A 24,052-nucleotide genomic window follows, 5' to 3' on the forward strand; every position below is an offset into this window, starting at 1 on the left:
CGACACCTACCGCGTCCAGGAGCAGCCATGACCGTCGAGCACGACACCTCCTCCCCCAAGTTCGCCGAGTACGCCGAACCCGGCCGGCTGGTCACCGGCGAGTGGCTCGAAGCGCACCTGGGCGACCCGGGGCTCGTCGTCGTCGAGTCCGACGAGGACGTCCTCCTCTACGAGACGGGCCACATCCCCGGAGCCGTCAAGGTCGACTGGCACACGGAGCTGAACGACCCCGTCGTCCGCGACTACGTCGACGGGGCGGGTTTCGCCGCGCTCCTCGGCCGCAAGGGCATCTCCCGTGACGACACCGTGGTGATCTATGGCGACAAGAACAACTGGTGGGCGGCGTACGCCTTGTGGGTGTTCTCGCTCTTCGGGCACGCCGACGTGCGACTTCTCGACGGCGGACGCGACAAGTGGATCGCGGAAGGCCGCCCGATCACGACCGAGGCGTCGACGCGCGAGCTCAGCGACTACCCTGTCGTCGCCCGCGACGACAGGGTTCTTCGTGCGTACAAGGACGACGTCCTGGCGCACCTCGGCGCGGGACCGCTGATCGACGTCCGCTCGCCGGAGGAGTACGACGGGACGCGCACGTCCGCGCCGGCCTATCCCGAGGAGGGCGCGCTGCGCGCCGGCCACATCCCCACCGCCCGGAGCGTCCCGTGGGCGCGCGCGGTCGCCGCAGACGGCGGCTTCAAGCCGCGGGCAGAGCTCGACGCGATCTACCGCGGCGAGGTGGGTCTTGAGGACGGCGACAGCGTCGTGGCGTACTGCCGCATCGGCGAGCGGTCGAGCCACACCTGGTTCGTGCTCAAGCACCTGCTCGGGTTCGGCGACGTGCGCAACTACGACGGGTCGTGGACGGAATGGGGAAGCGCCGTGCGCGTCCCGATCGCCACGGGCGCGGAGCCCGGCACCCTCTGACGCACGGCGCCGAGGCATCCGCCGCGTGGGACGATGGAGGGGTGACCCACGACGCCCTTCCCGCGCGTCTCGCCGAGATCCGCGATGAGTTCCTGGAGCTGCCCGAGCCCGAGCGCCTGCAGCTGCTGCTGGAGTACTCCCAGGAGCTTCCGCCGATCCCGCCGGAGTACGACGGGCACCCCGAGCTCTGCGAGCGCGTGCTGGAGTGCCAGTCCCCGGTCTACATCGTGCTCGACGTCGCCGCGGACGGTGCCGTCGCGATGCACGCCACCGCGCCGCCGGAGGCGCCGACGACACGCGGCTTCGCGAGCATCCTCGCTCAGGGGCTGACGGGTCTCCGCGTCGACGAGGTGCTGGCCGTGCCGGCAGACTACCCGCAGACCCTCGGCCTCACGCGGGCGGTCTCGCCACTGCGGCTCGCGGGGATGACCGGCATGCTACTGCGTGCACAGCGCCAGGTGCGTGAGAAGAGCACGGCCTGAGTCACGTCTCGGCAGCGGCCAGACGCTGCTCGGTGAGCCACGACCCGATGGCCTGGCTCCAGCGCGCCTGGTCGTAGTTCCAGAGCTTCGTGTGCCGTGCGACGTCGAACACCTGCATCTGGACGAGGTCTGGACGGGCCTGGACGAGGTCGTGCGAGGCATCGGACGGCACGAATCCGTCGTCGTCGCTGTGCAGGATGAGGATCGGATGCCGCAATTCGGCGGCGCGGGCGACGACGTCGAGCTCGTCGAAGCGGATCGCGCCGCCCGATCGGGTGAGCGGCGCGGCCCACTCGGATTGCAGCGCTCCGATCGCGAGACCGCTGACCGCGTTCGGCACGCGCTGGAGCCGCGCCTGGTAGTCGAGCACGACCCGCCAATCGATCACCGGCGACTCCAGGACGAGCCCGCCGATGACATCGGCGTGGGCCGAGTTGAGTGCCAGCTGGAGAGCGATCGCGCCGCCCATCGACCAGCCCATGACGACGACGCGCCGCGCGCCACGGCGACGCGCGAAGCCGACGGCGGCGTCGACGTCGCGCCACTCGGTCGCGCCGAGAGTGTACGTGCCGGTGCGGCTGCGCGGAGCCTCGCCGTCGTTGCGGTACGACACGACGAGCGACGTGAGGCCCAGCGAATGGAACACCGGCACGGCGCGCAGGCACTCGGCGCGGCTGGTGCCGCGGCCGTGGACCTGGATGACCCACGTCTCGCCGTCCCCCGCGGGAAAGAGCCACGCCGGGCAGGGGCCCACGGTCGAGCCGATCAACTCGGGGGTGAGATCGAGGTGAAGCTCTTCCGGCCGCTCGTAGTACCAGCCCGAGAACGCCGCCTCGGGCGCGAGCCGTGCATCGGAGCCGATGTGGGTCAGGAGCTTGCGTTTGACTGTCGTCGCGTCTTCGGAGAGCACCGACCCGAGCTTGACGTACTGCGAGGTCCCGGTCGTGAAAAGACCGTATCTGCCGGGCAGCTCGGTGTCGGCCGTCCGTTCGAGGGTGATCGTCTGAGCCGCCGTGTCGAGTGCGAGGATGCGCGTGTCGGGCACCCGGCGCGCGGGCGTCACCACGCGCCGGGCCATGTGCAGGGATCCCGCGGCGAGCATGCCGAGCGCGGCTGCCAGCGCGAGGCTCAGCACCGTGAGCGCTGCGCGGATTCCGGCGACGAGAGCGGGAGTCCTCGGCCCGGCGCCTGCAGGGCGGGTGGCGCCGCGCATCGCGGCGCGCCTGGAGTCGACCATCGAGGCCTCACTCTAGTCTGTCCGGGTGGCTGAGCATCGTCCTCCAGCAGCACCGACGTCGTTCGAGCAGGCGGCGGAGGCGGTGCGAGCGATGGAGTTCCGCGAAGATCTCACCGTGCGCGAGATCCCCGCGCCGCAGGGACTCGCGCCGAGTGCGCTCGCGATCGCCGGCGACGTGCGGGCCGAGGCCGAAGGCGAGGACTCGCCGTACGGGACCGGCCGGCTCGTCCTGCTCCACGATCCGGACGAGCCTGCGCCGTGGAACGGCCCGTGGCGCATCGTCTGCTTCGCCCAGGCGCCCCTCGAGCCCGAGATCGGCACCGATCCCCTGCTCGCGGATGTCGCGTGGGCGTGGCTGACCGATGCGCTGCAGTCGCGGCACGCGGGGTTCCACTCCGCGTCCGGGACGGCCACGAAGACGCTGTCCAAGGGATTCGGAACTTTGGCGGACGAGGGCGACGGCGCGCAGATCGAGCTGCGCGCGTCGTGGTCTCCGGAAGGCGCGATCGCTCCGCACGTGGAAGCATGGGCAGAGTTGGTATGCATGCTGGCGGGACTCCCGCCGGGCTCGGAAGGGATCGCGATGCTGGATTCGCGCAGGACGACGCGTGGCTGAGTACGTCGTCATCGACGACCTCGCCGGTGCCGTCGATGCAGCGCGCCTGCTCGCGAGAGGAGACGGGCCCGTCGCGGTGGACGTCGAGCGGGCCTCCGGCTTCCGGTACTCGCAGCGCGCGTACCTCGTGCAGGTCTTCCGCCGCGATGCGGGGCTGTTCCTCTTCGATCCGCCGCCCATCGGCGACTTCACCGCGCTCCAGGCGGCGATCGGCGGCGAGGAGTGGGTGCTGCACGCCGCCAGCCAGGACCTGCCGTCGCTGCGCGAGCTGAGCCTCGAGCCCGCGAGGATCTTCGACACGGAGCTCGCCGCGCGCCTGCTCGGGCACGATCGCGTCGGACTCGGCGCGGTCGTGGAGGACACCCTCGGCATCGCCCTGGCCAAGGCCCACTCCGCGTCCGACTGGTCCACGCGGCCGCTCCCCCAGTCCTGGCTCGAATACGCCGCGCTGGATGTCGAGCACCTCGTCGACGTGCGAGACAAGCTCTTCGCCGAGCTCGTGGAGCAGGGTAAGGCGGAGTTCGCCGCCCAGGAGTTCCGCGCGGTGCTCGAGCGCGAGCCGAAGGCACCTCGCGAGGAGCCCTGGCGGCGGCTCTCGGGCCTGCACACCGTGCGCGGGCGCAAGGCGCTGGCCATCGCGCGTGAACTGTGGACGGCGCGTGAGGAGTTCGCACGCGAGCAGGATGTCGCGCCGGGCCGCCTGGTGCCCGACCGGGCGATCGTGGCTGCGGTGCTGGCCGACCCGACGTCCAAGAGCGCCCTCGCCGCCGTCAAGGAGTTCACCGGGCGGGCGAGCCGGTCGCAGCTGGACCGGTGGTGGGCCGCGATCGAGGCCGGTCGCGCCGCGACCAAGCTCCCCCTCGAGCGGACCAGCGGCGGCGACACGCTGCCTCCGCCACGGGCCTGGGCCGATCGCAATCCCGAGGCCGACACCCGACTGAAGGCCGCTCGGCCGGTTGTCGAGCGTCGCGCCGAAGAGCTCCGGATGCCCACCGAGAACCTCCTGACACCCGAGCTGCTGCGCCGCCTGGCGTGGTCTCCGCCAGACCCGGTGACCGCGGCATCCGTCGGTGAAGCCCTGCTGACTCTCGGAGCGCGGCCCTGGCAGGTTGAGGAGACCTCACAGGGGATCGCCGATGCCTTTGTGGGCTCCGTGCAAGGGGTCTTGCACGCGTCCGAGACGACTTCGTAGGTTTCCGCCACCCGGTTCTCTGCGGTCTGCCGCCGCTCCTAGGCTGGCGGCATCCCTATTATTGGAGGCAGAGTGGCCGAGATCTCGGACGTCTTCTTCGTCGATGGAATGCGCACCCCCTTCGGGCGCGCCGGCGAGAAGGGCATGTACTGGAACACCCGAGCGGACGACCTCGCCGTGAAGGCGACGATCGGGCTGATGGAGCGCAACCCGGACGTTCCCAAGGACCGTGTCGACGATGTCGCCATCGCGGCGACGAGCCAGACGGGCGACCAGGGGCTGACCCTCGGCCGGAGCGTGGCGATTCTCGCCGGCCTCCCTCAGACCGTTCCGGGCTTCGCGATCGACCGCATGTGCGCCGGCGCGATGACGAGCGTCACCACGATGGCGGGATCGATCGGCGTCGGCATGTACGACGTCGCCCTCGCCGGTGGCGTCGAGCACATGGGCCACCACCCGATCGGCGGCAACGCCGACCCCAACCCGCGGTTCGTCGCCGAGAAGATGGTCGACCCCGGCGCCCTCAACATGGGCGTGACGGCCGAGCGCATCTTCGACCGCTTCCCGCACCTGACCAAGGAGCGCTCCGACCGTTTCGGGATGCTGAGCCAGCACAAGGTGCAGGCGGCGTACGAGGCGGGCAGGATCCAGCCCGACCTCGTGCCTGTGGCCGTCAAGGACGCCGACGGCGCGTGGGGTCTCGCGACGGAGGACGAAGGTCGCCGCCCCCAGACCACGATGGAGGACCTCGCGGGGCTGAAGACCCCCTTCCGTCCGCACGGCCGGGTCACCGCCGGCACGTCCTCGCCGCTGACCGACGGCGCGACGATGGCGCTGCTCGCCGGCGGCGGTGCCGTCAAGGAGTTCGGCCTCGCGCCGAAGATGCGCCTCGTCTCGTTCGCGTTCGCGGGCGTCCAGCCCGAGATCATGGGCATCGGCCCGATCCCGTCCACCGAGAAGGCGCTCGAGAAGGCGGGGCTCTCGATCGACGACATCGGCCTGTTCGAGCTGAACGAGGCCTTCGCCATCCAGGTGATCTCGCTGCTGGACCACTTCGGCATCGCCGACGACGACCCGCGGGTGAACCCGTGGGGTGGTGCGATCGCGTTCGGCCACCCGCTGGCGGCATCGGGCGTGCGCCTGATGATCCAGCTCGCCGCGCACTTCGCCGAGCGTCCCGACGTCCGCTACGGCCTGACCGCGATGTGCGTCGGACTCGGCCAGGGCGGATCGGTCATCTGGGAGAACCCGCACTACGACGGCAAGAAGAAGAAGTGAGCAGCGCCGCCATGACCAGCTACGAAGACATCGACTTCTCCCCCATCCAGGGCTTCGCCGACGATGAGGTGGTGACGCACTCGCGCGTTCGCGACATCCGTCTTCCCTCCGGCAAGGTGCTCTCGCTCGTCACGCTCGACAACGGCCGTGACCACACACGCCCCAACACGCTGGGGCCGGGGACGCTCACCGAGCTGGGCGAGACCCTCGACGCACTGAAGGCACGGGCGGCGGCGGGCGAGGTCCAGGCGGTCGGCATCACCGGCAAGCAGTACATCCTGGCCGCCGGCGCCGACCTGTCCGACATCTCGCGTGTCGGCTCGAAGGACGATGCGCGCTTGATCGCCCAGCTCGGCCACCACGTGCTGGGCAGGCTCTCCGAACTCGGCGTGCCGTCGTTCGCCTTCGTCAACGGGCTCGCGCTCGGTGGCGGCCTCGAGATCGCGCTCAACAGCACCTACCGGACGGTGGATGCCTCGGCCGCCGCGATCGCACTGCCCGAGGTGTTCCTCGGCATCATCCCGGGTTGGGGCGGCGCCTATCTGCTGCCGAACCTCATCGGCATCGAGAACGCGCTCGAGGTCGTCATCTCGAACCCGCTGAAGCAGAACCGGATGCTGAAGCCGCAGCAGGCGTTCGACTACGGCATCGTGGACGCGATCTTCCCCGCGGCGAACTACCTCGAGGACTCCCTGCGCTGGGCGGACGGCGTGCTCGGCGGCACCGTCAAGGTCGAGCGCAAGCACGAGCCGGGCAAGATCGAGCGGCTCACGAAGTGGCCGATCGCCATCAAGGTCGCCCGCGGCATGCTCGAGTCGAAGATCGGCACCGTGCCGACCTCGCCCTACGCGGCGCTGGAGCTGCTCGACAAGGCGAAGAGCGGCACGAAGGCCGAAGGTTTCGCGCGCGAGGACGATACCCTCGCCGACCTCGTCACGGGAGATCAGTTCGCGGCGTCCATGTACGCGTTCGATCTCGTGCAGAAACGGGCGAAGCGTCCCGTCGGCGCGCCTGACAAGGCGCTCGCCAAGAAGGTCGGGAAGGTCGGCATCGTCGGCGCCGGCCTCATGGCCAGCCAGTTCGCGCTGCTGTTCGTGCGCAAGCTGCAGGTGCCCGTGCTCATCACCGACCTCGACCAGACTCGGGTCGACAAGGGCATCGCGTACATCCACGACGAGATCGCGAAGCTCGAGACGAAGGGACGCCTCGACGGCGACACCGCCAACAGGCTGCGTGCTCTCGTCACGGGTACGACCGACAAGAGTCTCTACGCGGACTGCGACTTCGTGATCGAAGCCGTGTTCGAAGAGATCGGCGTGAAGCAGCAGGTGTTCGGCGAGATCGAGCAGATCGTAGCCGCGGACGCGGTCCTCGCGACCAACACGTCGTCGCTCTCGGTCGAGGAGATCGGCGCGAAGCTCGCCCACCCGGAGCGTCTCGTCGGCTTCCACTTCTTCAATCCCGTGGCGGTCATGCCGCTGATCGAGATCGTGAAGACGCCGCGCACCGCGGATGCCGCGCTCTCGACCGCGTTCGTCGTCGCCAAGAACCTCGGCAAGAACGCGGTCCTCACCGCCGACGCGCCGGGCTTCGTCGTCAACCGCCTCCTCGCCAAGGTCATGGGCGAAGCGGCGCGCGCAGTCTACGAGGGCACACCGGTGGCGGCAGTCGAGAGGGCGTTCGCGCCGCTCGGCCTGCCCATGGGGCCGTTTCAGCTCATCGACCTGGTCGGCTGGAAGGTCGCGGCCCACGTGCAGGACACGATGGTGAGCGCGTTCCCGGAGCGCTTCTACGCGAACGAGAACTTCCACGCTCTGGCGGAGCTCCCCGAGGTCGTCGAGAAAGACAAGGGCGGCCGCGTCACCGGCTGGACCAAGGCGGCCGAGAAGGTGCTCAAGCCCGCCGTGGGCTCGACCCCCGCGTCGCCTGACGAGATTCTGAGCCGCGTCCAGGAGGGACTCGCGCAGGAGATCAGACTCATGCTCGACGAGGGCGTCGTCCCGGAGGTGCAGGACATCGACCTGTGCCTCATCCTCGGCGCCGGCTGGCCGTTCATCGATGGCGGTGCGTCGCCTTACCTCGATCGCGAGGGAGCGTCCGAGCGCGTCTTCGGCGACACGTTCCACCACCCGCCGATCCGCGGCATCGCGTCGTAACGGCTCGACGGCCACACGAAGGGCGTGCCCCGCGAGGGCGCGCCCTTCTCGTGCGCTCGCCCGGGCTCGTATGCTTTGAACATGTTCAGTTCAGCCGGTCCGGTGGGCACGAAGAGCGAGCGCACGCGCGCGCACATCCGCGAGATCGCGCTGCGATCGTTCCGGGAGCGCGGGTACGACGCCACGACGATACGCCTGATCGCCGACGAGGCCGGGGTCTCGGTCGGAACCACCAACTACCACTTCGCCTCGAAGAACCACCTCGTGCAGGAGCTCTACCTCGACGTGCAGGTCGCGCACCGCACGGCCGCCGGACCGCTGCTCGCGGCATCCGGCGATCTCGTCGACAGACTGAGGATCGTGTATCGGACGGGGCTCGACCAGCTCGCCCCGTATCACCGGTTCGCGCCGGAGTTCCTCTCAGCGGCGGTCTCGCCACGCTCGCCGATCAACCCGCTGTCGGAGGAATCCGCGCCGGCGCTCGCGATTGTCGAGGAGCTCTTCCGCGAGGCGGTCGAGGTGCCGAGGAGTCCGGTCCCCGAGGAGTTCCGGGCGGCGCTCCCCCACGCGCTCGTGCTCGGTCACCTGCTGCTGGCGCTGTTCTGGGTCTACGACCGCTCCCCGGGCCAGGAGCGCACGCGCATGCTGCTCGAGCGCGGGCTGCGCCTGCTGCGGCTCGCGCTGCCGCTCACGAAGGTGCCGCTGCTGCGGGCGCCGCTGCGCGAGCTCCTGGCTCTCGCCGGTCAGGTGCGCGCCTGAGGGGTGCTTAGCCGCGCTCGTTGCGGGTGCGGGCGAGATAGCCGAGTGTCGGGATCTCGCTGGTCTGGGCTCCTCGGGCGACCGGGATGCGGGTTCCGAGCACCTGTGCCACGACGTCCTGGGCGATCTTGGCCGGTGCGAGTCCGGCGTCCTCGAAGATCTGCTCGCGGCTGGCGTGGTCGATGAACTCGTCGGGCAGCCCGAGCTCGTCGACAGCCGTGTCGACGCCGGCCTCACGCAGCACCTGGCGCACGCGAGTGCCGATGCCGCCGACTCGGATGCCGTCCTCCATGGTGATGACGAGACGGTGGGACGCCGCGAGGTCCACGATTGACGCCTGAACCGGCACGACCCACCGAGGGTCGACGACGGTCGCGCCGATCCCCTGGGCGCGCAGACGACCGGCCACGTCGACGGCGATGTGCGCCATCGGACCGATACCCACGAGCAGGACGTCCTGCGTGTCGGACCGCAGCAGGACGTCGACGCCGTCGTGGAGCCGCTCGAGAGCGGGCAGCTCCGCGCTCACGCCGGTCTTCGGGAAGCGGATCACGGTGGGTGCGTCGTCGACGGCCACGGCCTCGCGCAGCTCCTCGCGCAGGCGCGGCTCGTCGCGCGGAACGGCGATGCGGATGTTCGGCACGATCTGCAGCATGGCGAGATCCCAGATGCCGTGGTGGCTGGGCCCATCGGGTCCTGTCACTCCGGCGCGGTCCAGCACGAACGTCACGCCCGCCCGGTGGAGCGCGACATCCATGAGCACCTGATCGAAGGCCCGGTTCATGAACGTCGCGTAGATCGCGACGATCGGATGCAGCCCGCCGAACGCGAGCCCGGCCGCCGAGGCGACAGCGTGCTGCTCGGCGATGCCGACGTCGTACACCCGATCGGGGAAGCGCTGTGCGAAAGGCAGGAGACCTGTCGGGCGCAGCATCGCGGCCGTCATCGCGATGACATCGCCGCGGTCCTCGCCCACCGCGACCAGTTCTTCGGCGAACACGTCGGTCCACGTGGTGTCGCCGGCGCTCGCGAGAGCCTCGCCGGTGATCGGGTCGATCTTCCCGACGGCGTGGAACTGATCGGCCTCGTCCTCCAGTGCCGGCGCGTAGCCGCGGCCCTTCTCGGTGATCGCGTGGACGATGACCGGGGCGCCGTAGGCCTTCGCGAGCTCCAGCGTCTCGATGAGAGCGGGCAGATCGTGCCCGTCCACGGGGCCCAGGTACTTGATGTCGAGATTGGAGTAGAGGGCGGCGTTGTTGGTGAGACGAGACAGGAACCCGTGCGTGCCGCCGCGGACGCCGCGGTAGACCGCGCGCGCCGCCGGTCCGAGCTTGCGGAACAGCGTGTCAGAGCTGCGGTGCAGCGTGCGGTATGTATCGGCCGTGCGCACGCGGTTGAGGTAGCGTGCCATGCCGCCGATCGTCGGGGCGTAGGAACGCCCGTTGTCGTTGACGACGATGATCAGATTGCGGTCGTTGTCGTCGGAGATGTTGTTCAGAGCCTCCCACGTCATGCCGCCGGTGAGCGCGCCATCGCCGACGACCGCGACGACGTGCCGATCCTTGCGACCGGTGCGCGTGAGCGCGCGCGAGACGCCGTCGGCCCAGCTGAGCGAGCTCGAGGCGTGCGACGACTCGACGACGTCGTGAGGGCTCTCCGCCCGCTGCGGATACCCCGCCAGGCCGCCCCGCTGTCGCAGCCGCGCGAAATCCTGACGGCCCGTCAGGAGCTTGTGGACGTACGACTGGTGGCCCGTGTCGAAGATGAAGGGATCCGAGGGCGAGTCGAAGACCCTGTGAAGGGCGATCGTGAGTTCCACGACGCCCAGATTCGGGCCGAGATGGCCACCCGTGCGGGCCACGTTCTCGACGAGGAATCCTCGGACCTCGTCGGCCAGTTCCTCGAGCTGCTCGACGCTGAGGGAATCGAGATCGCGGGGTCCGGTGATGGACGACAGCAGCGACATCCCCGCTCCTTTCCGGCCCCGGAGGGCCCTGCCAGTCTACCCGGGGCAATGAGACGGGACCGGATGCCGTGGCATCCGGTCCCGTGGATCCGCTGTCAGACCAGTGAGCGCAGCACGTACTGCAGGATGCCGCCGTTGCGGTAGTAGTCGGCCTCACCGGGCGTGTCGATACGGACCACCGCGTCGAACTCGACCGTCTCCTTGCCCGGAGCCGAGAACTCGCTCGGAGCCGCCGTCACGTGCACAGTCTTCGGGGTCACGCCCTCGTTCAGCTGCTCGAGACCCGTGATCGAGACGATCTCCGTGCCGTCGAGGCCCAGCGATTCCCATGTCTTCCCGGCGGGGAACTGGAGGGGGACGACGCCCATGCCGATGAGGTTCGAGCGGTGAATGCGCTCGAAGCTCTCGGTGATGACCGCCTTGACGCCCAGCAGGCTGGTTCCCTTGGCCGCCCAGTCGCGCGACGACCCCGAGCCGTACTCCTTGCCGCCGAAGATCACGAGCGGCGTGCCCTGCGCCTGGTAGTTCTGGCTCGCGTCGTAGATGAACGACTGCGGGCCGCCCTCCTGCGTGAAGTCCCGGGTGTAGCCGCCCTCGACGATCGCGCCGTCGTTGACGGCCCCGACGAGCAGGTTCTTCAGGCGGATGTTCGCGAAGGTGCCGCGGATCATCACCTCGTGGTTGCCGCGGCGCGAGCCGTAGGAGTTGAAGTCCTTGCGGTCCACCCCGTGAGCGGCCAGGTACTGCCCGGCGGGGCTCTCCGCCTTGATGTTGCCGGCGGGGCTGATGTGGTCGGTCGTGACCGAGTCGCCGAGCGTCGCGAGCACGCGGGCGCCCGTGATGTCGGTGACCGGCGTGAGCTCCATCGTCATCCCGTCGAAGTACGGGGGCTTGCGCACGTACGTCGACGACTCATCCCACTCGAACACGTCGCCCGTGGGAGTGGGCAGGTTCTTCCAGCGCTCGTCCCCCTCGAACACCGTGGCGTACTGCTTGGTGAACATGTCTTCGCTGATGGACGAGTCGATCGTCGCCTGGACCTCGGCAGCATCCGGCCATATGTCCTTCAGGAACACGTCGTTGCCGTCCTGGTCCTTGCCGAGCGGATCGGTCTCGAAATCGAAGTGCATCGAGCCCGCGAGCGAGTACGCGATCACCAGCGGCGGGCTCGCGAGGTAGTTCATCTTGACATCGGGGTTGATGCGTCCCTCGAAGTTGCGGTTGCCCGAGAGGACCGCCGTCACGGCGAGATCGTGCTGCTGGACCGCGGCCGAAACCTCCTCGATGAGGGGTCCCGAGTTTCCGATGCACGTCGTGCAGCCGTATCCGACGGTGTAGAACCCGAGGTCTTCCAGGTCCTTCGTGAGGCCGGCCTTCTCGTAGTAGTCCGTCACCACCTTTGACCCAGGGGCGAGGGTCGTCTTGACCCACGGCTTCGCCTTGAGGCCCTTCCTGACCGCGTTGCGGGCCAGGAGGCCGGCTGCGAGCATCACCGAGGGATTGGATGTGTTGGTGCACGACGTGATCGCGGCGATGGTGACGGCCCCGTTGTCGATGACGAAGGGGCTGCCGTGCGCGGGCGTGACCGTCACGGGCTTGGAGGCCGCCGCCGGCCCGCCGCTGGCGATGTGCACCGTGCGGGTGACGGGCTCCTCCTCGCCGGGCACGGCGCCGGGGTCTGACGCCGGGAAGGAGTGCTTCGACTCGAGGTCGACGATCGACGTCGACTCGCTCGCGTCGGCGTAGTTGACGATGTCCTTCTCGAACTGCGCCTTCGCCTCGGTCAGCTGGATGCGGTCCTGCGGACGCTTCGGCCCGGCGATCGACGGCACCACGGTCGAGAGGTCGAGCTCCATGTACTCGCTGAACACCGGCTCGATCGCAGGGTCGTGCCACAGGTGCTGCTGCTTGGCGTACGCCTCGACGAGTGCGACATTCTGCTCGCTGCGGCCGGTGAGGCGGAGGTAGTCGATCGTGACGTCGTCGATCGGGAAGATGGCGGCGGTCGACCCGAACTCGGGGCTCATGTTGCCGATGGTCGCGCGGTTCGCCAGCGGGACGGATGCGACGCCCTCGCCGTAGAACTCGACGAACTTGCCGACCACGCCGTGCCGACGAAGCATGTCGGTGATCGTCAGCACGACGTCGGTGGCGGTGACGCCGGTGGGGATGTTGCCCGAGAGCTTGAACCCGACGACTCGCGGGATGAGCATCGACACGGGCTGGCCGAGCATCGCGGCCTCGGCCTCGATGCCGCCGACGCCCCATCCGAGCACGCCGAGGCCGTTCACCATGGTGGTGTGGGAGTCGGTGCCGACGCACGTGTCGGGGTAGGCGCGCAGCACGCTCTGCCCCTGAGGATCGGGCACTGCGCGGTCGTAGATGACCTTCGCCAGGTGCTCGATGTTCACCTGGTGGACGATGCCCGTGCCCGGCGGCACGACCTTGAAGTCGTTGAATGCCGTCTGGCCCCAGCGGAGGAACTGGTATCGCTCGCCGTTGCGCTCGTACTCGATCTCGACGTTGCGCTCGAGGGCGTTCTCGGTGCCGAACAGATCGGCGATCACGGAGTGGTCGATGACCATCTCGGCGGGCGAGAGCGGGTTGATCTTCTTCGGGTCGCCGCCCAGGGCCTCGACGGCCTCGCGCATCGTCGCGAGATCGACGATGCAGGGAACACCGGTGAAGTCCTGCATCACGACGCGCGCGGGCGTGAACTGGATCTCGGTGTCGGGCTCGGCATCCGGATCCCACGAGCCGAGCGCCTGGATCTGCTGCTTCGTCACGTTCGCCCCGTCCTCGGTGCGGAGCAGGTTCTCGAGCAGCACCTTGAGGCTGAAGGGGAGCTTCTCGTAACCCGCGACGGTGTCGATGCGGAAGATCTCGTAGTCGGTGCTGCCGACCGTCAGGGTGCTCTTGGCACCGAAGCTGTCAACCGTGGACACGTGTGTCTCCTTCGTCGGCGGCGGGAGCGGGCCGAGAGCCCGGCATCCCCATCTTCCCCCGCTCCGGAGCCCTCTGCTAGTGAGGTCAACCTAATCGCATCGGGGAAGAATTTATCTCGATATCGAGATAAATGTATCACTTGTGCGCCGACGGATAGAGCGCGCGCACGGCGAGCCACGTGACCGCGACGAGCGGGGCGAACAGCGGGAGACCCATCACGAGCTTCAGCGTTCCGAGGGCGGTGACATCGCCTGCGAAGTACAGCGGCAGCTGCACGAGCAGGCGTGCGGCGAAGAGTCCGGCCCACGCGATCGACAGCCAGAAGAACACGCGGCGCTTGCGCTTGTCGGCGCGCCAGCGCGTCCCCTCCCCCATCAGGAAGCCGACGGCGAGTCCGATGAGCGGCCAGCCGACCATCGCCGAGATCAGGAAGGCCGTGCCGTAGGCGCCGTTCGTGAGGAAGCCCCACACGAAGTTGTCTTCCGCGCGCCCGGTCCACAGCGCCAGTGCTGCGGCCGCGACCGTCGCGATCAGCCCGCCGAGCGCCGCGCTGACGGTCTGCCGCTGCACGAGGCGCACAATCGTGAAGATCGCGGCGAGGCCCACAGAGACCCCGAGCGAGATCACCAGCTCCCGGGTGAACGTGAACAGGAGCACGAACGCGAGGCTGGGAAGGACCGACTCGAGGATGCCGCGCCAGCCCCCCATCGCCGACCAGACCACATGGCCCGTGCTCTTGCCCTCGGCAGGGTCCAGCCCCGCGCGGCGCGCCGCGCTGCCCAGTGCCGCGCCCAGGACGTCGGACGCGCTCGGCTCTGCGGGAGGCGGCGTGAGCGGGGCGGATGCATCGGCCGTGGCGTCCGGGTCCTGACCGGCGTCGCTGGGACGCGGTTCGTCGCTCACGCGACGCCCGGAGTGGCCGGCATGCGCAGCGGAATGAGGTCGCGGGGCGGCATCGGCGAGCCCCCGCGCACCACCACGATCGAGCGGAAGAGCTCCTCGACCTTGGCCGCGGCCTCGACGTCGCTCGTCGCTGCCCCGCCGATGACCCCGCGGAGGAACCAGCGGGGTCCGTCGACGCCGACGAAGCGCGCGAGACGCTTGCCCGCGGTGCCCTCGGGTCCCGCGACGACAGGCACCTCGGCGAGCAGCTCGGGCCCGAGGGGGCCCTCGCGCTCCTCGACGCGCCCGCCCTGCTGGCGGATCTGCTGGCGGATCTGCTCGCGCGTCTCATCCCACAGCCCCGCCGAGCGGGGCGCGGCGAACGGCTGCACCTGCAGCGTCGAGCCGGCGTAGTCGAGACCGACCGCGACGATGCGCTTGGTCTGCTCCTCGACCTCCAGGCGCAGGTTGAGCCCTTCGCGGGGCAGGATCTTGATGCCGCCGAGGTCGATGTACGGTCGGACCGGGTTCGCCTCGGACTCGTCGAAAGGGCCGTCGGTCCCGCGGTCCAGGGGCGCGACCTTGCGCGGTCCGTCGGCGGATGTGGGGTCGGTCATGCGAGGACTCCGTCCTTGTTGTCCTTCTGGTAGCCGGTCGAGCCGAAGCCGCCCTCGCCCCGGGCACTGTCGGGGAGCGCCTCCACCGGGACGAAGCGGGCACGCGGCACCGGCATGACGATGAGCTGGGCGATGCGATCTCCGACGGCGATGTCGTGCGCGTGCTCGGAGTCGGTGTTCAGCAGGATGACCTTGATCTCGCCGCGGTAGCCGGCGTCGACGGTCCCTGGCGCGTTCACGATCGTGATGCCGTGCTTGGCCGCCAGACCGCTGCGGGGGACGACGAAGGCGACGTAGCCCTCGGGCAGCGCGATCCGCACCCCGGTGCCCACCAGCGCACGCCGGCCGGGCTCGAGGCGCACCGCCTCCGCAGCGACGAGGTCGGCACCGGCATCCCCGGGGTGCGCGTACACCGGAACGTCGGGGGCGATAATGGGGACGTCCACCGTTTCAGTCACCCAACGAGGGTAATGCAGAAGACAGCGCGCAGTACCCGGGCGGCGAACGCCCGCGCACACGGCTATCGGGAGCGGCTCGGGCCCTCCCTGTGGATCCTCGTCGCGGCCGCGGTCGCCGCCCCGATGGCGGCCCTCGTGTTCACACCGGTGGACGCGACCACCGCGCTGCTGATCGGAGCGGTCGTCGGCGTCCTCGTGATCGTGCTGCTGGTCGCTGCGGCGCCCGTCGTGGCCGTCCGCGACGCCGAGCTGCGAGCGGGTCCGGCGCACATCGACGTCCGCCACCTCGGCGACCCGGAGGTTCACGTGGGCGACGATGCGCGTCACGCGCGCGGAGCCGGACTCGACCCGCGATCATGGCATCTCATCAGGGGAGGCATCGACGGGATCGTCGTGATCCCGCTGACCGACCCCGACGATCCGACGACCGCGTGGGTGATCTCCTCGCGGACGCCGGATCGGCTCGCTGCCGCGGTGCGGCGGGCTCAGGCTACGCGGAGCACTCCGAGCAGATAGGCCCGTCGGCGGTGTCGTGGTCGAGCTGCGAGCGGTGCTTCACGAGGAAGCAGTTCGAACAGGTGAACTCGTCCTCCTGAGGCGGCAGCACGACGACGTCGAGTTCGAGGTCCGACAGGTCGGCTCCCGGCAGCTCGAAGCCGGACGGGTTGTCGGCGTCCTCCACATCGACCGAGCCCGAGAGCTTGTCGGGAACGCGCTCCTTCAGAGCCTCGATCGACTCGCTGTCGTCCTCGGTCTTGCGGGGGGCGTCGTAATCGGTGGCCATTCGTGAAGATCTCAACTTCCGGGTATCGCGGGTTGCGCTGCCGTTGCGGGCGGCGATAGTTTGCACGACCGCATCCCGTTTGGCAAATGCGCGGGGACGGGCCTCGGTGTGCGCTCCCGTGAAACTCGCGGCACGCGCCGGATATTCCCGGCGCACGCGATCCGCTGTGACACCATGGGGCGCACAGGCAGGATCGACAGCCATGAGCCCGGCGGGACCCACGCAGCCGTGTGCCGGGCTGGAAAGCGGAGGCGTTCGCATGGAACAGCTCAAGGTCATCGGCACCGAGGACGACAAGCTCATCCTGGCGACCGAGTCCGGAGACAGATTCGCGCTCGACGTCGACGACGTGCTGCGCGCCGAACTGCGCAGGGCGCGGCGGGAGCGCGACGGCGACGCTCAGGGTCCGCGTCCGAGTCCGCGCGAGATCCAGTCGCACATCCGTGCCGGACTGTCGGCACGGGAGGTCGCCGAGCTGCTCGGCACGCGGATCGAGGACGTCGTCAGGTTCGAAGGCCCGGTCCTCGCCGAGCGGGAGCATGTCGTCGGGCAGGCTCTCGCGGTGCCGGTGCTGCTGGGCGGCGAGTTCGACGGCGATGGGCACGCGACGTTCGGATCCGCCGTGCGCACGAAGCTCGCCGAGGCGGGCGCCATCGGCGAGCGGTGGACGAGCTGGAAGGAGCCGACCGGCTGGATCGTCAAGCTCGAGTTCGCAGCGAACGAGGTGGACCACGATGCGCGATGGAGCTTCGACCCGCGCCGCTCCACGCTCTCGCCGCTGAACAACGACGCCATCCAGCTGTCGCGTCAGGGCTCACTGCCCGAAGGCCTCATCCCCCGGCTCCGTGCGCTCGAGGTGGTCCCGGCCAAGGACGAGTCCCGCTTCGACAGCGGCGCGTTCGGCCCTCGGCGTCTGCCCGACGCCGACCTCGAGTCGCCCGATCTTCCCGCACCTTCCGCCCCGGCGGTGCAGCAGGCCGCGATCAAGCGTGCCGAGGAGCCGACCGTGACCTCGGCCGAGACCGCCGACCTGCTGGAGGCTCTGCGACGCCGACGGGGGCAGCGTGAGCCGCTGCCGGGTGCCGAGGAGGCAGCCGCGCCGCCTCGCGGGTCGGCGCCCGTGGCTCTGTTCGATGCCCTCGAGCCCGGGTACGACGACGCGCCTGCTGACGAGCAGCCTGAGCCGGCGGAGTACCCGCCGTCGTCCCCGGCGGTCGCCGAGGCCGGGCGCCGCAAGGGACGCACCTCGATGCCGTCGTGGGACGAGATCGTCTTCGGCGCACGAACCGACGACTGACCCCGCAGAGAGATCAGGCGAACGCTCCGAGGCGGATCAGCGGGACGATCCGCTCTTCGTCGGTGAGCGAGCCGTGCTGACCGACCATCCTCTGCGGCGCCTTGTCTGAGAGCCGGTCGTCGTAGTACGCGATGCCTGCGCGCGGTGCGACGATGACGTCGCCGATCCGCCCGGCGACCTCGGGATCCACCACGCCCATGAGCCCCGACTCGACGACCTCGCGGCGCGACAGCACCCACGAGCGCGCGCCCTCCGCTTCGCGCCACTGCGCCAGTACCGCATCGGCCGCCCCTGGCGCGGTGTACACGTGCAGCATCCGCGGCTCGCCGCCGAGGAGGTGGACGCCGTCCAGGAGCGGGTCGCCGTCGGCGAGAAGCACGTGGCGGTGACGGGGGACATCGATCATGCCGTGATCGCTGGTCACGATGACACCGGTGCCGGGCGCGAGGGCCGACGACAGGGCGCGGGCCGCGGCATCCACGCGTTCCAGCACCGCCACCCATTCGTCCGACTCCCAGCCGCGCTTGTGGCCGATGCTGTCGAGATCGGGCGCGTAGAGGTACGTGAGGGATCCCGGATGCCGCGCCGCGAGGTCGGCGGCGATGCGCACGCGTTCGTCGAGATCGTCGGAGCCGTGGAAGACGGCGTCGGCGAGGGTCACCGCCGTGAAGCCCGTGCCCTCGTACTCCCGGCGCGACACCGCGAAGAACGGCCGGCCGAGGGTCGCGGACAGGGGCTGCGCGCGCTGGAAGGACGGCGGCAGGCCGTCTGTCTCCCAGCCGCGGAGCTGGTTGATCACGTCGTCCGTCCCTGGCACGCGTGCCCGGTAGCCGACGATGCCGTGCTGACCCGGCATCACGCCGGTCAGCAGGCTCGTGAGGGCCGCCGCCGTCGTCGACGGGAATACCGTGCGCACGGCATCCCGCTTCGCACGCGCGTCCGCCAGGGAGCGCGCGTGCCCGGCCCGCGCCGACAGGTTGTGCGCGCCGAGGCCGTCCACGACCCACACGATCGCGCTCGTTGCGGGTGCGAGCCAGTCCGAGCGGCCATCGAGCGCCGCCGACATCTCGGGCACGACACGGGTGAGGCTCCGGGCCCGGGGCGGGTCCACGGGTAGGCTGAGGGACATCGGGGCCAGTCTCGCATACCGCTGAACCGCCCCTCCGCTCCGCCGTCACCCGAGGCCTCACACGTCTATGCCCGCTTCCCGCACCGACTCCGCACCCGCCGACCACGGTCGTATCGAAGATGTCGACGTCTCTTCCGAGATGCAGACGTCGTTTCTCGAGTACGCCTACTCCGTCATCTATTCGCGGGCCCTTCCCGACGCGCGCGACGGGCTCAAACCGGTGCAGCGGCGCATCCTGTTCCAGATGTCCGATATGGGCCTGCGGCCCGACCGCGGCCACGTCAAGAGCGCCCGGGTCGTCGGCGAGGTCATGGGAAAGCTCCATCCCCATGGCGACGCGCCCATCTACGACGCCCTCGTGCGCCTCGCGCAGCCGTTCTCGCTGCGCGTGCCGCTGGTCGACGGCCATGGCAACTTCGGCTCGCTCGACGACGGCCCCGCCGCGCCCCGCTACACGGAGGCCCGGCTCGCGGCGGCAGCGCTCGCGCTCACCGAGAACCTCGACGAAGACGTCGTCGACTTCATCCCGAACTACGACGGCCAGTTCCAGCAGCCCGAGGTGCTGCCGGCGGCCTTCCCCAACCTGCTCGTCAACGGTACGGCGGGCATCGCGGTCGGCATGGCGACGAACATGGCGCCGCACAACCTCATCGAGGTGGCCGGGGCGGCCACGCACCTGCTCGAGAACCCGGATGCCACCGTCGAAGAGCTCATGGAGTTCGTGCCGGGTCCCGATCTGCCCGGCGGCGGCATCATCGTCGGCCTCGACGGCATCAAGGACGCGTATGCGACCGGGCGCGGCAGCTTCCGCACACGCGCGAAGGTCTCGATCGAGTCGCTCGGCCCGCGCCGCACCGGCCTGGTCGTCACCGAGCTGCCGTACCTCGTGGGCCCTGAGCGGGTGATCGACAAGATCAAGGACGCCGTCAACGCGAAGAAGCTCCAGGGCATCTCCGACGTCACCGACCTCACCGACCGCCACAACGGGCTGCGCCTGGTGATCGGCATCAAGACGGGCTTCGATCCGCAGGCCGTCCTCGACCACCTCTACCGGCTGACGCCTCTCGAGGACTCGTTCAGCATCAACAACGTCGCACTCGTCGAGGGGCAGCCGCAGACGCTCGGTCTCCGCGAGCTGCTGAGGGTCTACCTCGATCACCGCATCAGCGTCGTCACCCGCCGCAGCAGGCACCGCCTCAACCGGCGCAGGGAGCGTCTGCACCTGGTCGAGGGCCTCTTGATCGCGATCCTCGACATCGACGAGGTCATCCAGGTCATCCGCACTTCCGACGACGGCGAGCAGGCGCGCGGCCGCCTCATCGACGTGTTCGACCTGTCGGACGCCCAGGCGGAGTACATCCTCGAACTGCGCCTGCGGCGCCTCACGAAGTTCTCGCGCCTCGAGCTCGAGACCGAGCGCGACAGCCTCAAGGCCGAGATCGCCCAGCTCGAGGAGCTGCTGGCCAGCGACGTGCTCCTGCGCGCCCAGGTCGCGCGCGAGCTGGACGCCGCGGCAGAGGCGTTCGGGACACCTCGGCGGACGCTGCTGATGAACGGTGGTCCGGTGGTGCCGCGGTCGCGTGCCGCCGCCGCAGCCGCGGACCTGCAGATCGCGGACGCCCCCTGCCGGGTGTTCCTTTCGGCGACCGGGCGCATGGTCCGTGCGGAGCTCACCGCCGATGCGCCGGGCGGGGGCATCGTGCCGCCCGCGCGGCGCTCCAAGCACGATGCGATCCGCTCGGCCGTCGATGCGACGACACGCGGCGATCTCGGAGCTGTCACGAGCGCGGGCCGCCTGGTGCGCTTGTCCCCCGTCGACCTTCCGTCGGTGCCGGGCAACTCGGTCCAGCTCGCCGCGGGCACCCGCGCCGACCAGTATCTCGGCCTCTCGGGCGGTGAGCACGTCGTGGCGCTGGTGCCGTTGACGGATGCCCCGCCGATCGCCCTCGGAACCCTGGAGGGCGTCGTCAAGCGCGTCGCCGCCTCAGAGCTGGGCACAAAGCACGACATCGAGATCATCGCCCTCAAGGATGGCGACCGCGTGGTCGGCGCCGCCCCCGCCTCGGATGGTGCGGAACTCGTGTTCATCGCCAGCGACGCGCAGCTTCTCCGGTTCGACGCGTCGTCGGTGCGCCCGCAGGGGCGTTCGGCGGGCGGCATGGCCGGCATCCGCCTGAGCGAGGGTGCGCACGTCGTCTCGTTCGATGTCGTCGGGCCGTCGGAATTCGAGGCGGTGGTGGTCACGGTGGCCGGCTCGACGACCGCGATCCCCGGAACGGACGCGGGCAGCGCCAAGGTGTCGCTGTTCAGCGAGTTCCCGGCGAAGGGTCGTGCGACCGGCGGCGTGCGGGCTCAGCGGTTCCTGAAGGGCGAGGACGCCGTGACCGTCGCCTGGGTGGGCACCGAGCCGCGCGCTGTGGGTGCGGACGGCGCCACACGCACCCTTCCGGCTTCGGGAGCCAAGCGCGACGCGTCGGGTACCGCTCTCGACGGCGTGATCGGCGCGATCGGCACCGGCGTCCGCTGACGTCGGGCCGGCCCCTCATTCGTGGGAAGCCGCGCCTGCGTCACGCGTCGATGCGCTCGCGTCCGAGGCGGTCGCTGGAGTCGATGATGAACTCCTTGCGAGGCGCGACGTCGTTCCCCATGAGCAGTTCGAAGACGGATGCCGCAGCCTCGGCATCCGTCATCCGCACGCGGCGGAGCGTGCGGCCGGCACGATCCATCGTCGTCGTCGCCAGCTGATCGGCGTCCATCTCGCCGAGGCCCTTGTACCGCTGGATCGGCTCCTGCCACCGCTTGCCGGCCTTGTTCAGCTTGGCGAGCAGACCGTGCAGCTCCTGCTCGGAGTAGGTGTAGATCGTCTCGTTCGGCTTGGAGCCCGGGTTCATGACGACCACCCGGTGCAGTGGCGGGACGGCGGCGAACACGCGGCCGTCCTCGATGAGGGGGCGCATGTAGCGGAAGAAGAGCGTCAGCAGCAGCGTGCGGATGTGGGCGCCGTCCACGTCGGCGTCGCTCATCAGGATGATCTTGCCGTAGCGTGCGGTATCGAGATCGAACGAGCGGCCCGAGCCTGCACCGATCACCTGGATGATGGCGGCGCACTCGGCATTCGAGAGCATGTCGCTGATCGACGCCTTCTGCACGTTGAGGATCTTGCCCCGAATCGGCAGCAGCGCCTGATACTCGCTGTTGCGCGCGAGCTTGGCCGTGCCGAGCGCCGAATCGCCCTCGACGATGAACAGCTCCGACTCGGCCACGTCGCTCGATCGGCAGTCGGCGAGCTTGGCGGGCAGCGACGACGACTCGAGGGCGTTCTTGCGGCGCTGAGTCTCTTTGTGGGTGCGCGCCGAGATGCGCGCCTTCATCTCGGAGACGACCTTGTCGAGCAGAAGCGACGTTTGGGCCTTGTCGTCGCGCTTGGCCGAGGTGAAGCGAGCCGTCAGCTCGCGCGTGACGACGTTGGAGACGATCTGTCGCACCGCCGGCGTGCCGAGGACCTCTTTGGTCTGCCCTTCGAACTGCGGTTCGGCCAGTCGCACGGTGAGGACCGTGGTCAGGCCGGCGAGGATGTCGTCCTTCTCGAGCTTGTCGTTGCCGACCTTGAGGCGGCGGGCGTTCTGCTCGATCTGTGTGCGGAGCACCTTCATGAGCGCCTGCTCGAAGCCCTGCTGGTGGGTCCCGCCCTTCGGCGTGGCGATGATGTTGACGAACGAGCGCGATACGGTCTCGTACCCGGTCCCCCAGCGCACGGCGATGTCGACATGGCATTCGCGCTCGACCTCGGTGGGGATCATCGCTCCGGTCGCTTGCAGCACCGGCACCGTCTCGGTGAACGTGCCCGAGCCGGTGAGCCGCCACGTGTCGGTGACGGCGGCATCCGGAGCGAGGAACTCGGTGAACTCCGAGATCCCGCCGTCGAAGCGATAGCTCGTTTCGACCGGGGCCCCGGTGTCGGCGGTCGAGGCCGGACGTTCGTCGCGGATGACGATCTCGAGCCCGGGAACGAGGAACGCGGTCTGCCGCGCGCGCTGCTCGAGCTCCTGGAGGTTGAACGCGGCGTCCTTCGTGAAGATCTGACGGTCCGCCCAGTAGCGGATGCGTGTGCCGGTGACGCCCTTCGCTGCGCGACCCGCGACGCGCAGCTCGCTGCGATCCTCGAACGGCGTGAAGGCCGAGTCGGGGCTGCCGTTCGCGAACACGCCCGGCTCGCCGCGGTGGAACGACATCGCCCACGTCTTGCCGCCGCGGTCGACCTCGACGTCGAGGCGTTCCGAAAGGGCGTTGACGACGGATGCGCCGACACCGTGCAGTCCGCCCGAAGCCGCGTAGGAGCCTCCGCCGAACTTGCCGCCCGCGTGCAGCTTGGTGAAGACGACCTCGACGCCCGAGAGCCCGGTGCGCGGCTCGATGTCGACCGGGATGCCGCGCGCGCGGTCGCGGACCTCGACGCTGCCGTCGGCGTGCAGCACGATGTCGATGCGGGATCCGTGGCCCCCGAGCGCCTCATCGACGGAGTTGTCGATGATTTCCCAGAGGCAGTGCATGAGGCCGCGGGAGTCGGTGGATCCGATGTACATGCCCGGGCGCTTGCGGACCGCCTCGAGTCCCTCGAGCACCTGGAGATGATGGGCGGAGTACTCGGCGGTCACAATCTCCCATCGTAATCGCGGGGTCGCCCGGTGCAGGGTCGACACGCTCCCCGACGGCGCGCGCTACGCGCTCAGCGAAATGTCCCCGGTTCGCGGCATTCTCGCATCCAGGCCGTGGTTGTATTTCATGACCGCAACGGAGTTCTACGCATACGAGGAGGGAACGAGATGACCACGCTTTCGACACCCACGGAGAACGCCACCGTCCTCGATTACCGCCTCACCGCGGTGGACCGGTGCGACTCGTGCGGGGCCCAGGCCTATATCGCGGCCGAGGTCAACGGCAGCGAACTGCTCTTCTGCGCGCACCACGGCCGCAAGTACGAAGAGAAGCTGCGCACCATCGCCACATCGTGGCACGACGAGACCGAGCGACTTCAGGCCTGACTCCAGGCAGAGACGGCGCCCATCCGGTTCTTCCGGAGGGCGCCGTCGCCGTTCTCAGCCCGCGTAGACCCGCGGGATCAGCGGCGAGACTCGCAGCAGCGGCTCCTCGCCGACAGTCCCGGCGGCCTCGCCCAGGTCGGTCGGGCTCGGCGCGCCGTCGGCCGGCGACCCGAAGATCACCACCTCGTCGCCGATGCGCGCTCCGTCCCAGCCCGCGACGTCGGCGTCGAACGGCCCGATGCGCAGGAGCGTACGCGACCCGCCGGGCGTCGCGACGCGGGCGCGAC

20 protein-coding genes and 1 pseudogene are annotated in these 24,052 nt (G+C 69.8%); 11 read left to right on the forward strand and 10 right to left on the reverse strand.

The annotated features are described in order from the left end of the window. Positions 1–27 precede the first annotated feature (27 nt). The gene (locus EIO58_RS01285; protein WP_127817885.1) at positions 28–924 is read left to right on the forward strand and encodes a sulfurtransferase; all 897 of its coding nucleotides are present in this window, start codon (positions 28–30) and stop codon (positions 922–924) included. 41 nt (positions 925–965) lie between these two features. Continuing rightward, positions 966–1,406, forward strand: coding sequence for a SufE family protein (locus tag EIO58_RS01290; protein WP_240658515.1), 441 nt, complete (start codon positions 966–968; stop codon positions 1,404–1,406). Position 1,407: 1 nt separating this feature from the next. Here the strand turns inward: EIO58_RS01290 and EIO58_RS01295 are convergent, their stop codons facing one another. After that, positions 1,408–2,643, reverse strand: a complete 1,236-nt coding sequence (locus EIO58_RS01295) for an alpha/beta hydrolase family protein (RefSeq protein ID WP_127817886.1) — start codon at positions 2,641–2,643, stop codon at positions 1,408–1,410. Between the two features lie 25 nt (positions 2,644–2,668). Between EIO58_RS01295 and EIO58_RS01300 the strand changes: the two genes are divergently transcribed. The 5 genes from EIO58_RS01300 (at position 2,669) to EIO58_RS01320 (ending at position 8,644) form a co-directional block, all read left to right on the forward strand. Continuing rightward, the gene (locus tag EIO58_RS01300; protein ID WP_127817887.1) at positions 2,669–3,259 is read left to right on the forward strand and encodes a DUF3000 domain-containing protein; all 591 of its coding nucleotides are present in this window, start codon (positions 2,669–2,671) and stop codon (positions 3,257–3,259) included. Continuing rightward, a complete protein-coding gene (locus EIO58_RS01305; RefSeq protein WP_127817888.1) occupies positions 3,252–4,451 on the forward strand; it encodes a ribonuclease D in 1,200 nt (399 codons plus the stop codon). Before EIO58_RS01300 ends, EIO58_RS01305 begins: the two co-directional genes overlap by 8 nt. 72 nt (positions 4,452–4,523) lie before the next feature. Then, positions 4,524–5,729: a thiolase family protein gene (locus tag EIO58_RS01310; protein WP_127817889.1), complete on the forward strand. Its 1,206-nt coding sequence runs from the start codon at positions 4,524–4,526 to the stop codon at positions 5,727–5,729. 11 nt (positions 5,730–5,740) lie between these two features. Then, the gene (locus EIO58_RS01315; protein WP_127817903.1) at positions 5,741–7,885 is read left to right on the forward strand and encodes a 3-hydroxyacyl-CoA dehydrogenase NAD-binding domain-containing protein; all 2,145 of its coding nucleotides are present in this window, start codon (positions 5,741–5,743) and stop codon (positions 7,883–7,885) included. A gap of 81 nt (positions 7,886–7,966) precedes the next feature. Then, complete coding sequence (locus EIO58_RS01320; protein WP_127817890.1) at positions 7,967–8,644, forward strand: TetR/AcrR family transcriptional regulator; 678 nt, start codon at positions 7,967–7,969, stop codon at positions 8,642–8,644. A gap of 7 nt (positions 8,645–8,651) precedes the next feature. Here EIO58_RS01320 and dxs read toward each other — a convergent pair whose 3' ends face one another. The 5 genes from dxs to dut all read right to left on the reverse strand — a co-directional run bounded on the left by dxs (position 8,652) and on the right by dut (position 15,513). Further along, a complete protein-coding gene (dxs, locus tag EIO58_RS01325; protein ID WP_127817891.1) occupies positions 8,652–10,610 on the reverse strand; it encodes a 1-deoxy-D-xylulose-5-phosphate synthase in 1,959 nt (652 codons plus the stop codon). A gap of 95 nt (positions 10,611–10,705) precedes the next feature. Then, positions 10,706–13,555 carry an aconitate hydratase gene (locus EIO58_RS01330; RefSeq protein ID WP_127817892.1) on the reverse strand — a complete coding sequence of 950 codons (2,850 nt, stop codon included), beginning with the start codon at positions 13,553–13,555 and terminating at the stop codon, positions 10,706–10,708. Between the two features lie 136 nt (positions 13,556–13,691). After that, entirely contained in the window at positions 13,692–14,459 is a 768-nt protein-coding gene (locus tag EIO58_RS01335) for a DUF3159 domain-containing protein (protein WP_127817893.1), read from the reverse strand. Continuing rightward, positions 14,456–15,055, reverse strand: coding sequence for a DUF3710 domain-containing protein (locus EIO58_RS01340; protein ID WP_127817894.1), 600 nt, complete (start codon positions 15,053–15,055; stop codon positions 14,456–14,458). The genes EIO58_RS01335 and EIO58_RS01340 overlap by 4 nt, the downstream gene beginning before the upstream one ends. Then, on the reverse strand, positions 15,052–15,513 hold the full coding sequence (gene dut, locus EIO58_RS01345; RefSeq protein WP_205789072.1) for a dUTP diphosphatase: 462 nt from the start codon (positions 15,511–15,513) through the stop codon (positions 15,052–15,054). The genes EIO58_RS01340 and dut overlap by 4 nt, the downstream gene beginning before the upstream one ends. Before the next feature lie 12 nt (positions 15,514–15,525). Here dut and EIO58_RS01350 point away from each other — a divergent pair, with 12 nt between their 5' ends. Further along, positions 15,526–16,029, forward strand: a complete 504-nt coding sequence (locus EIO58_RS01350; RefSeq protein ID WP_127817895.1) for a DUF3093 family protein — start codon at positions 15,526–15,528, stop codon at positions 16,027–16,029. On the opposite strand, the gene EIO58_RS01355 is transcribed toward EIO58_RS01350, so the two are convergent. Then, positions 16,004–16,297: a DUF4193 domain-containing protein gene (locus EIO58_RS01355; RefSeq protein ID WP_127817896.1), complete on the reverse strand. Its 294-nt coding sequence runs from the start codon at positions 16,295–16,297 to the stop codon at positions 16,004–16,006. The genes EIO58_RS01350 and EIO58_RS01355 overlap by 26 nt on opposite strands. 259 nt (positions 16,298–16,556) lie before the next feature. Between EIO58_RS01355 and sepH the strand changes: the two genes are divergently transcribed. Beyond that, positions 16,557–17,594: a septation protein SepH gene (sepH, locus tag EIO58_RS01360; protein WP_127817897.1), complete on the forward strand. Its 1,038-nt coding sequence runs from the start codon at positions 16,557–16,559 to the stop codon at positions 17,592–17,594. A 13-nt stretch (positions 17,595–17,607) separates the two neighbouring features. Here sepH and EIO58_RS01365 read toward each other — a convergent pair whose 3' ends face one another. After that, the gene (locus EIO58_RS01365; RefSeq protein WP_205789074.1) at positions 17,608–18,723 is read right to left on the reverse strand and encodes an alkaline phosphatase family protein; all 1,116 of its coding nucleotides are present in this window, start codon (positions 18,721–18,723) and stop codon (positions 17,608–17,610) included. A gap of 67 nt (positions 18,724–18,790) precedes the next feature. Here EIO58_RS01365 and EIO58_RS01370 point away from each other — a divergent pair, with 67 nt between their 5' ends. Next, positions 18,791–21,250 carry a DNA gyrase/topoisomerase IV subunit A gene (locus EIO58_RS01370; RefSeq protein ID WP_127817898.1) on the forward strand — a complete coding sequence of 820 codons (2,460 nt, stop codon included), beginning with the start codon at positions 18,791–18,793 and terminating at the stop codon, positions 21,248–21,250. 40 nt (positions 21,251–21,290) lie between these two features. On the opposite strand, the gene EIO58_RS01375 is transcribed toward EIO58_RS01370, so the two are convergent. Next, positions 21,291–23,378 (reverse strand): DNA gyrase/topoisomerase IV subunit B, encoded by a 2,088-nt coding sequence (locus EIO58_RS01375; protein ID WP_446723853.1) that lies wholly within the window; start codon positions 23,376–23,378, stop codon positions 21,291–21,293. Positions 23,379–23,546: 168 nt separating this feature from the next. Between EIO58_RS01375 and EIO58_RS01380 the strand changes: the two genes are divergently transcribed. Then, positions 23,547–23,765, forward strand: a complete 219-nt coding sequence (locus EIO58_RS01380) for a DUF7455 domain-containing protein (protein WP_127817899.1) — start codon at positions 23,547–23,549, stop codon at positions 23,763–23,765. Between the two features lie 54 nt (positions 23,766–23,819). Here the strand turns inward: EIO58_RS01380 and EIO58_RS18580 are convergent. Beyond that, positions 23,820–24,052, reverse strand: a pseudogene (locus tag EIO58_RS18580) (alanine racemase); the annotation flags it as partial.

Source organism: Microbacterium sp. CPCC 204701, assembly GCF_004010105.1.
Classification (GTDB): Bacteria; Actinomycetota; Actinomycetes; order Actinomycetales; family Microbacteriaceae; genus Microbacterium.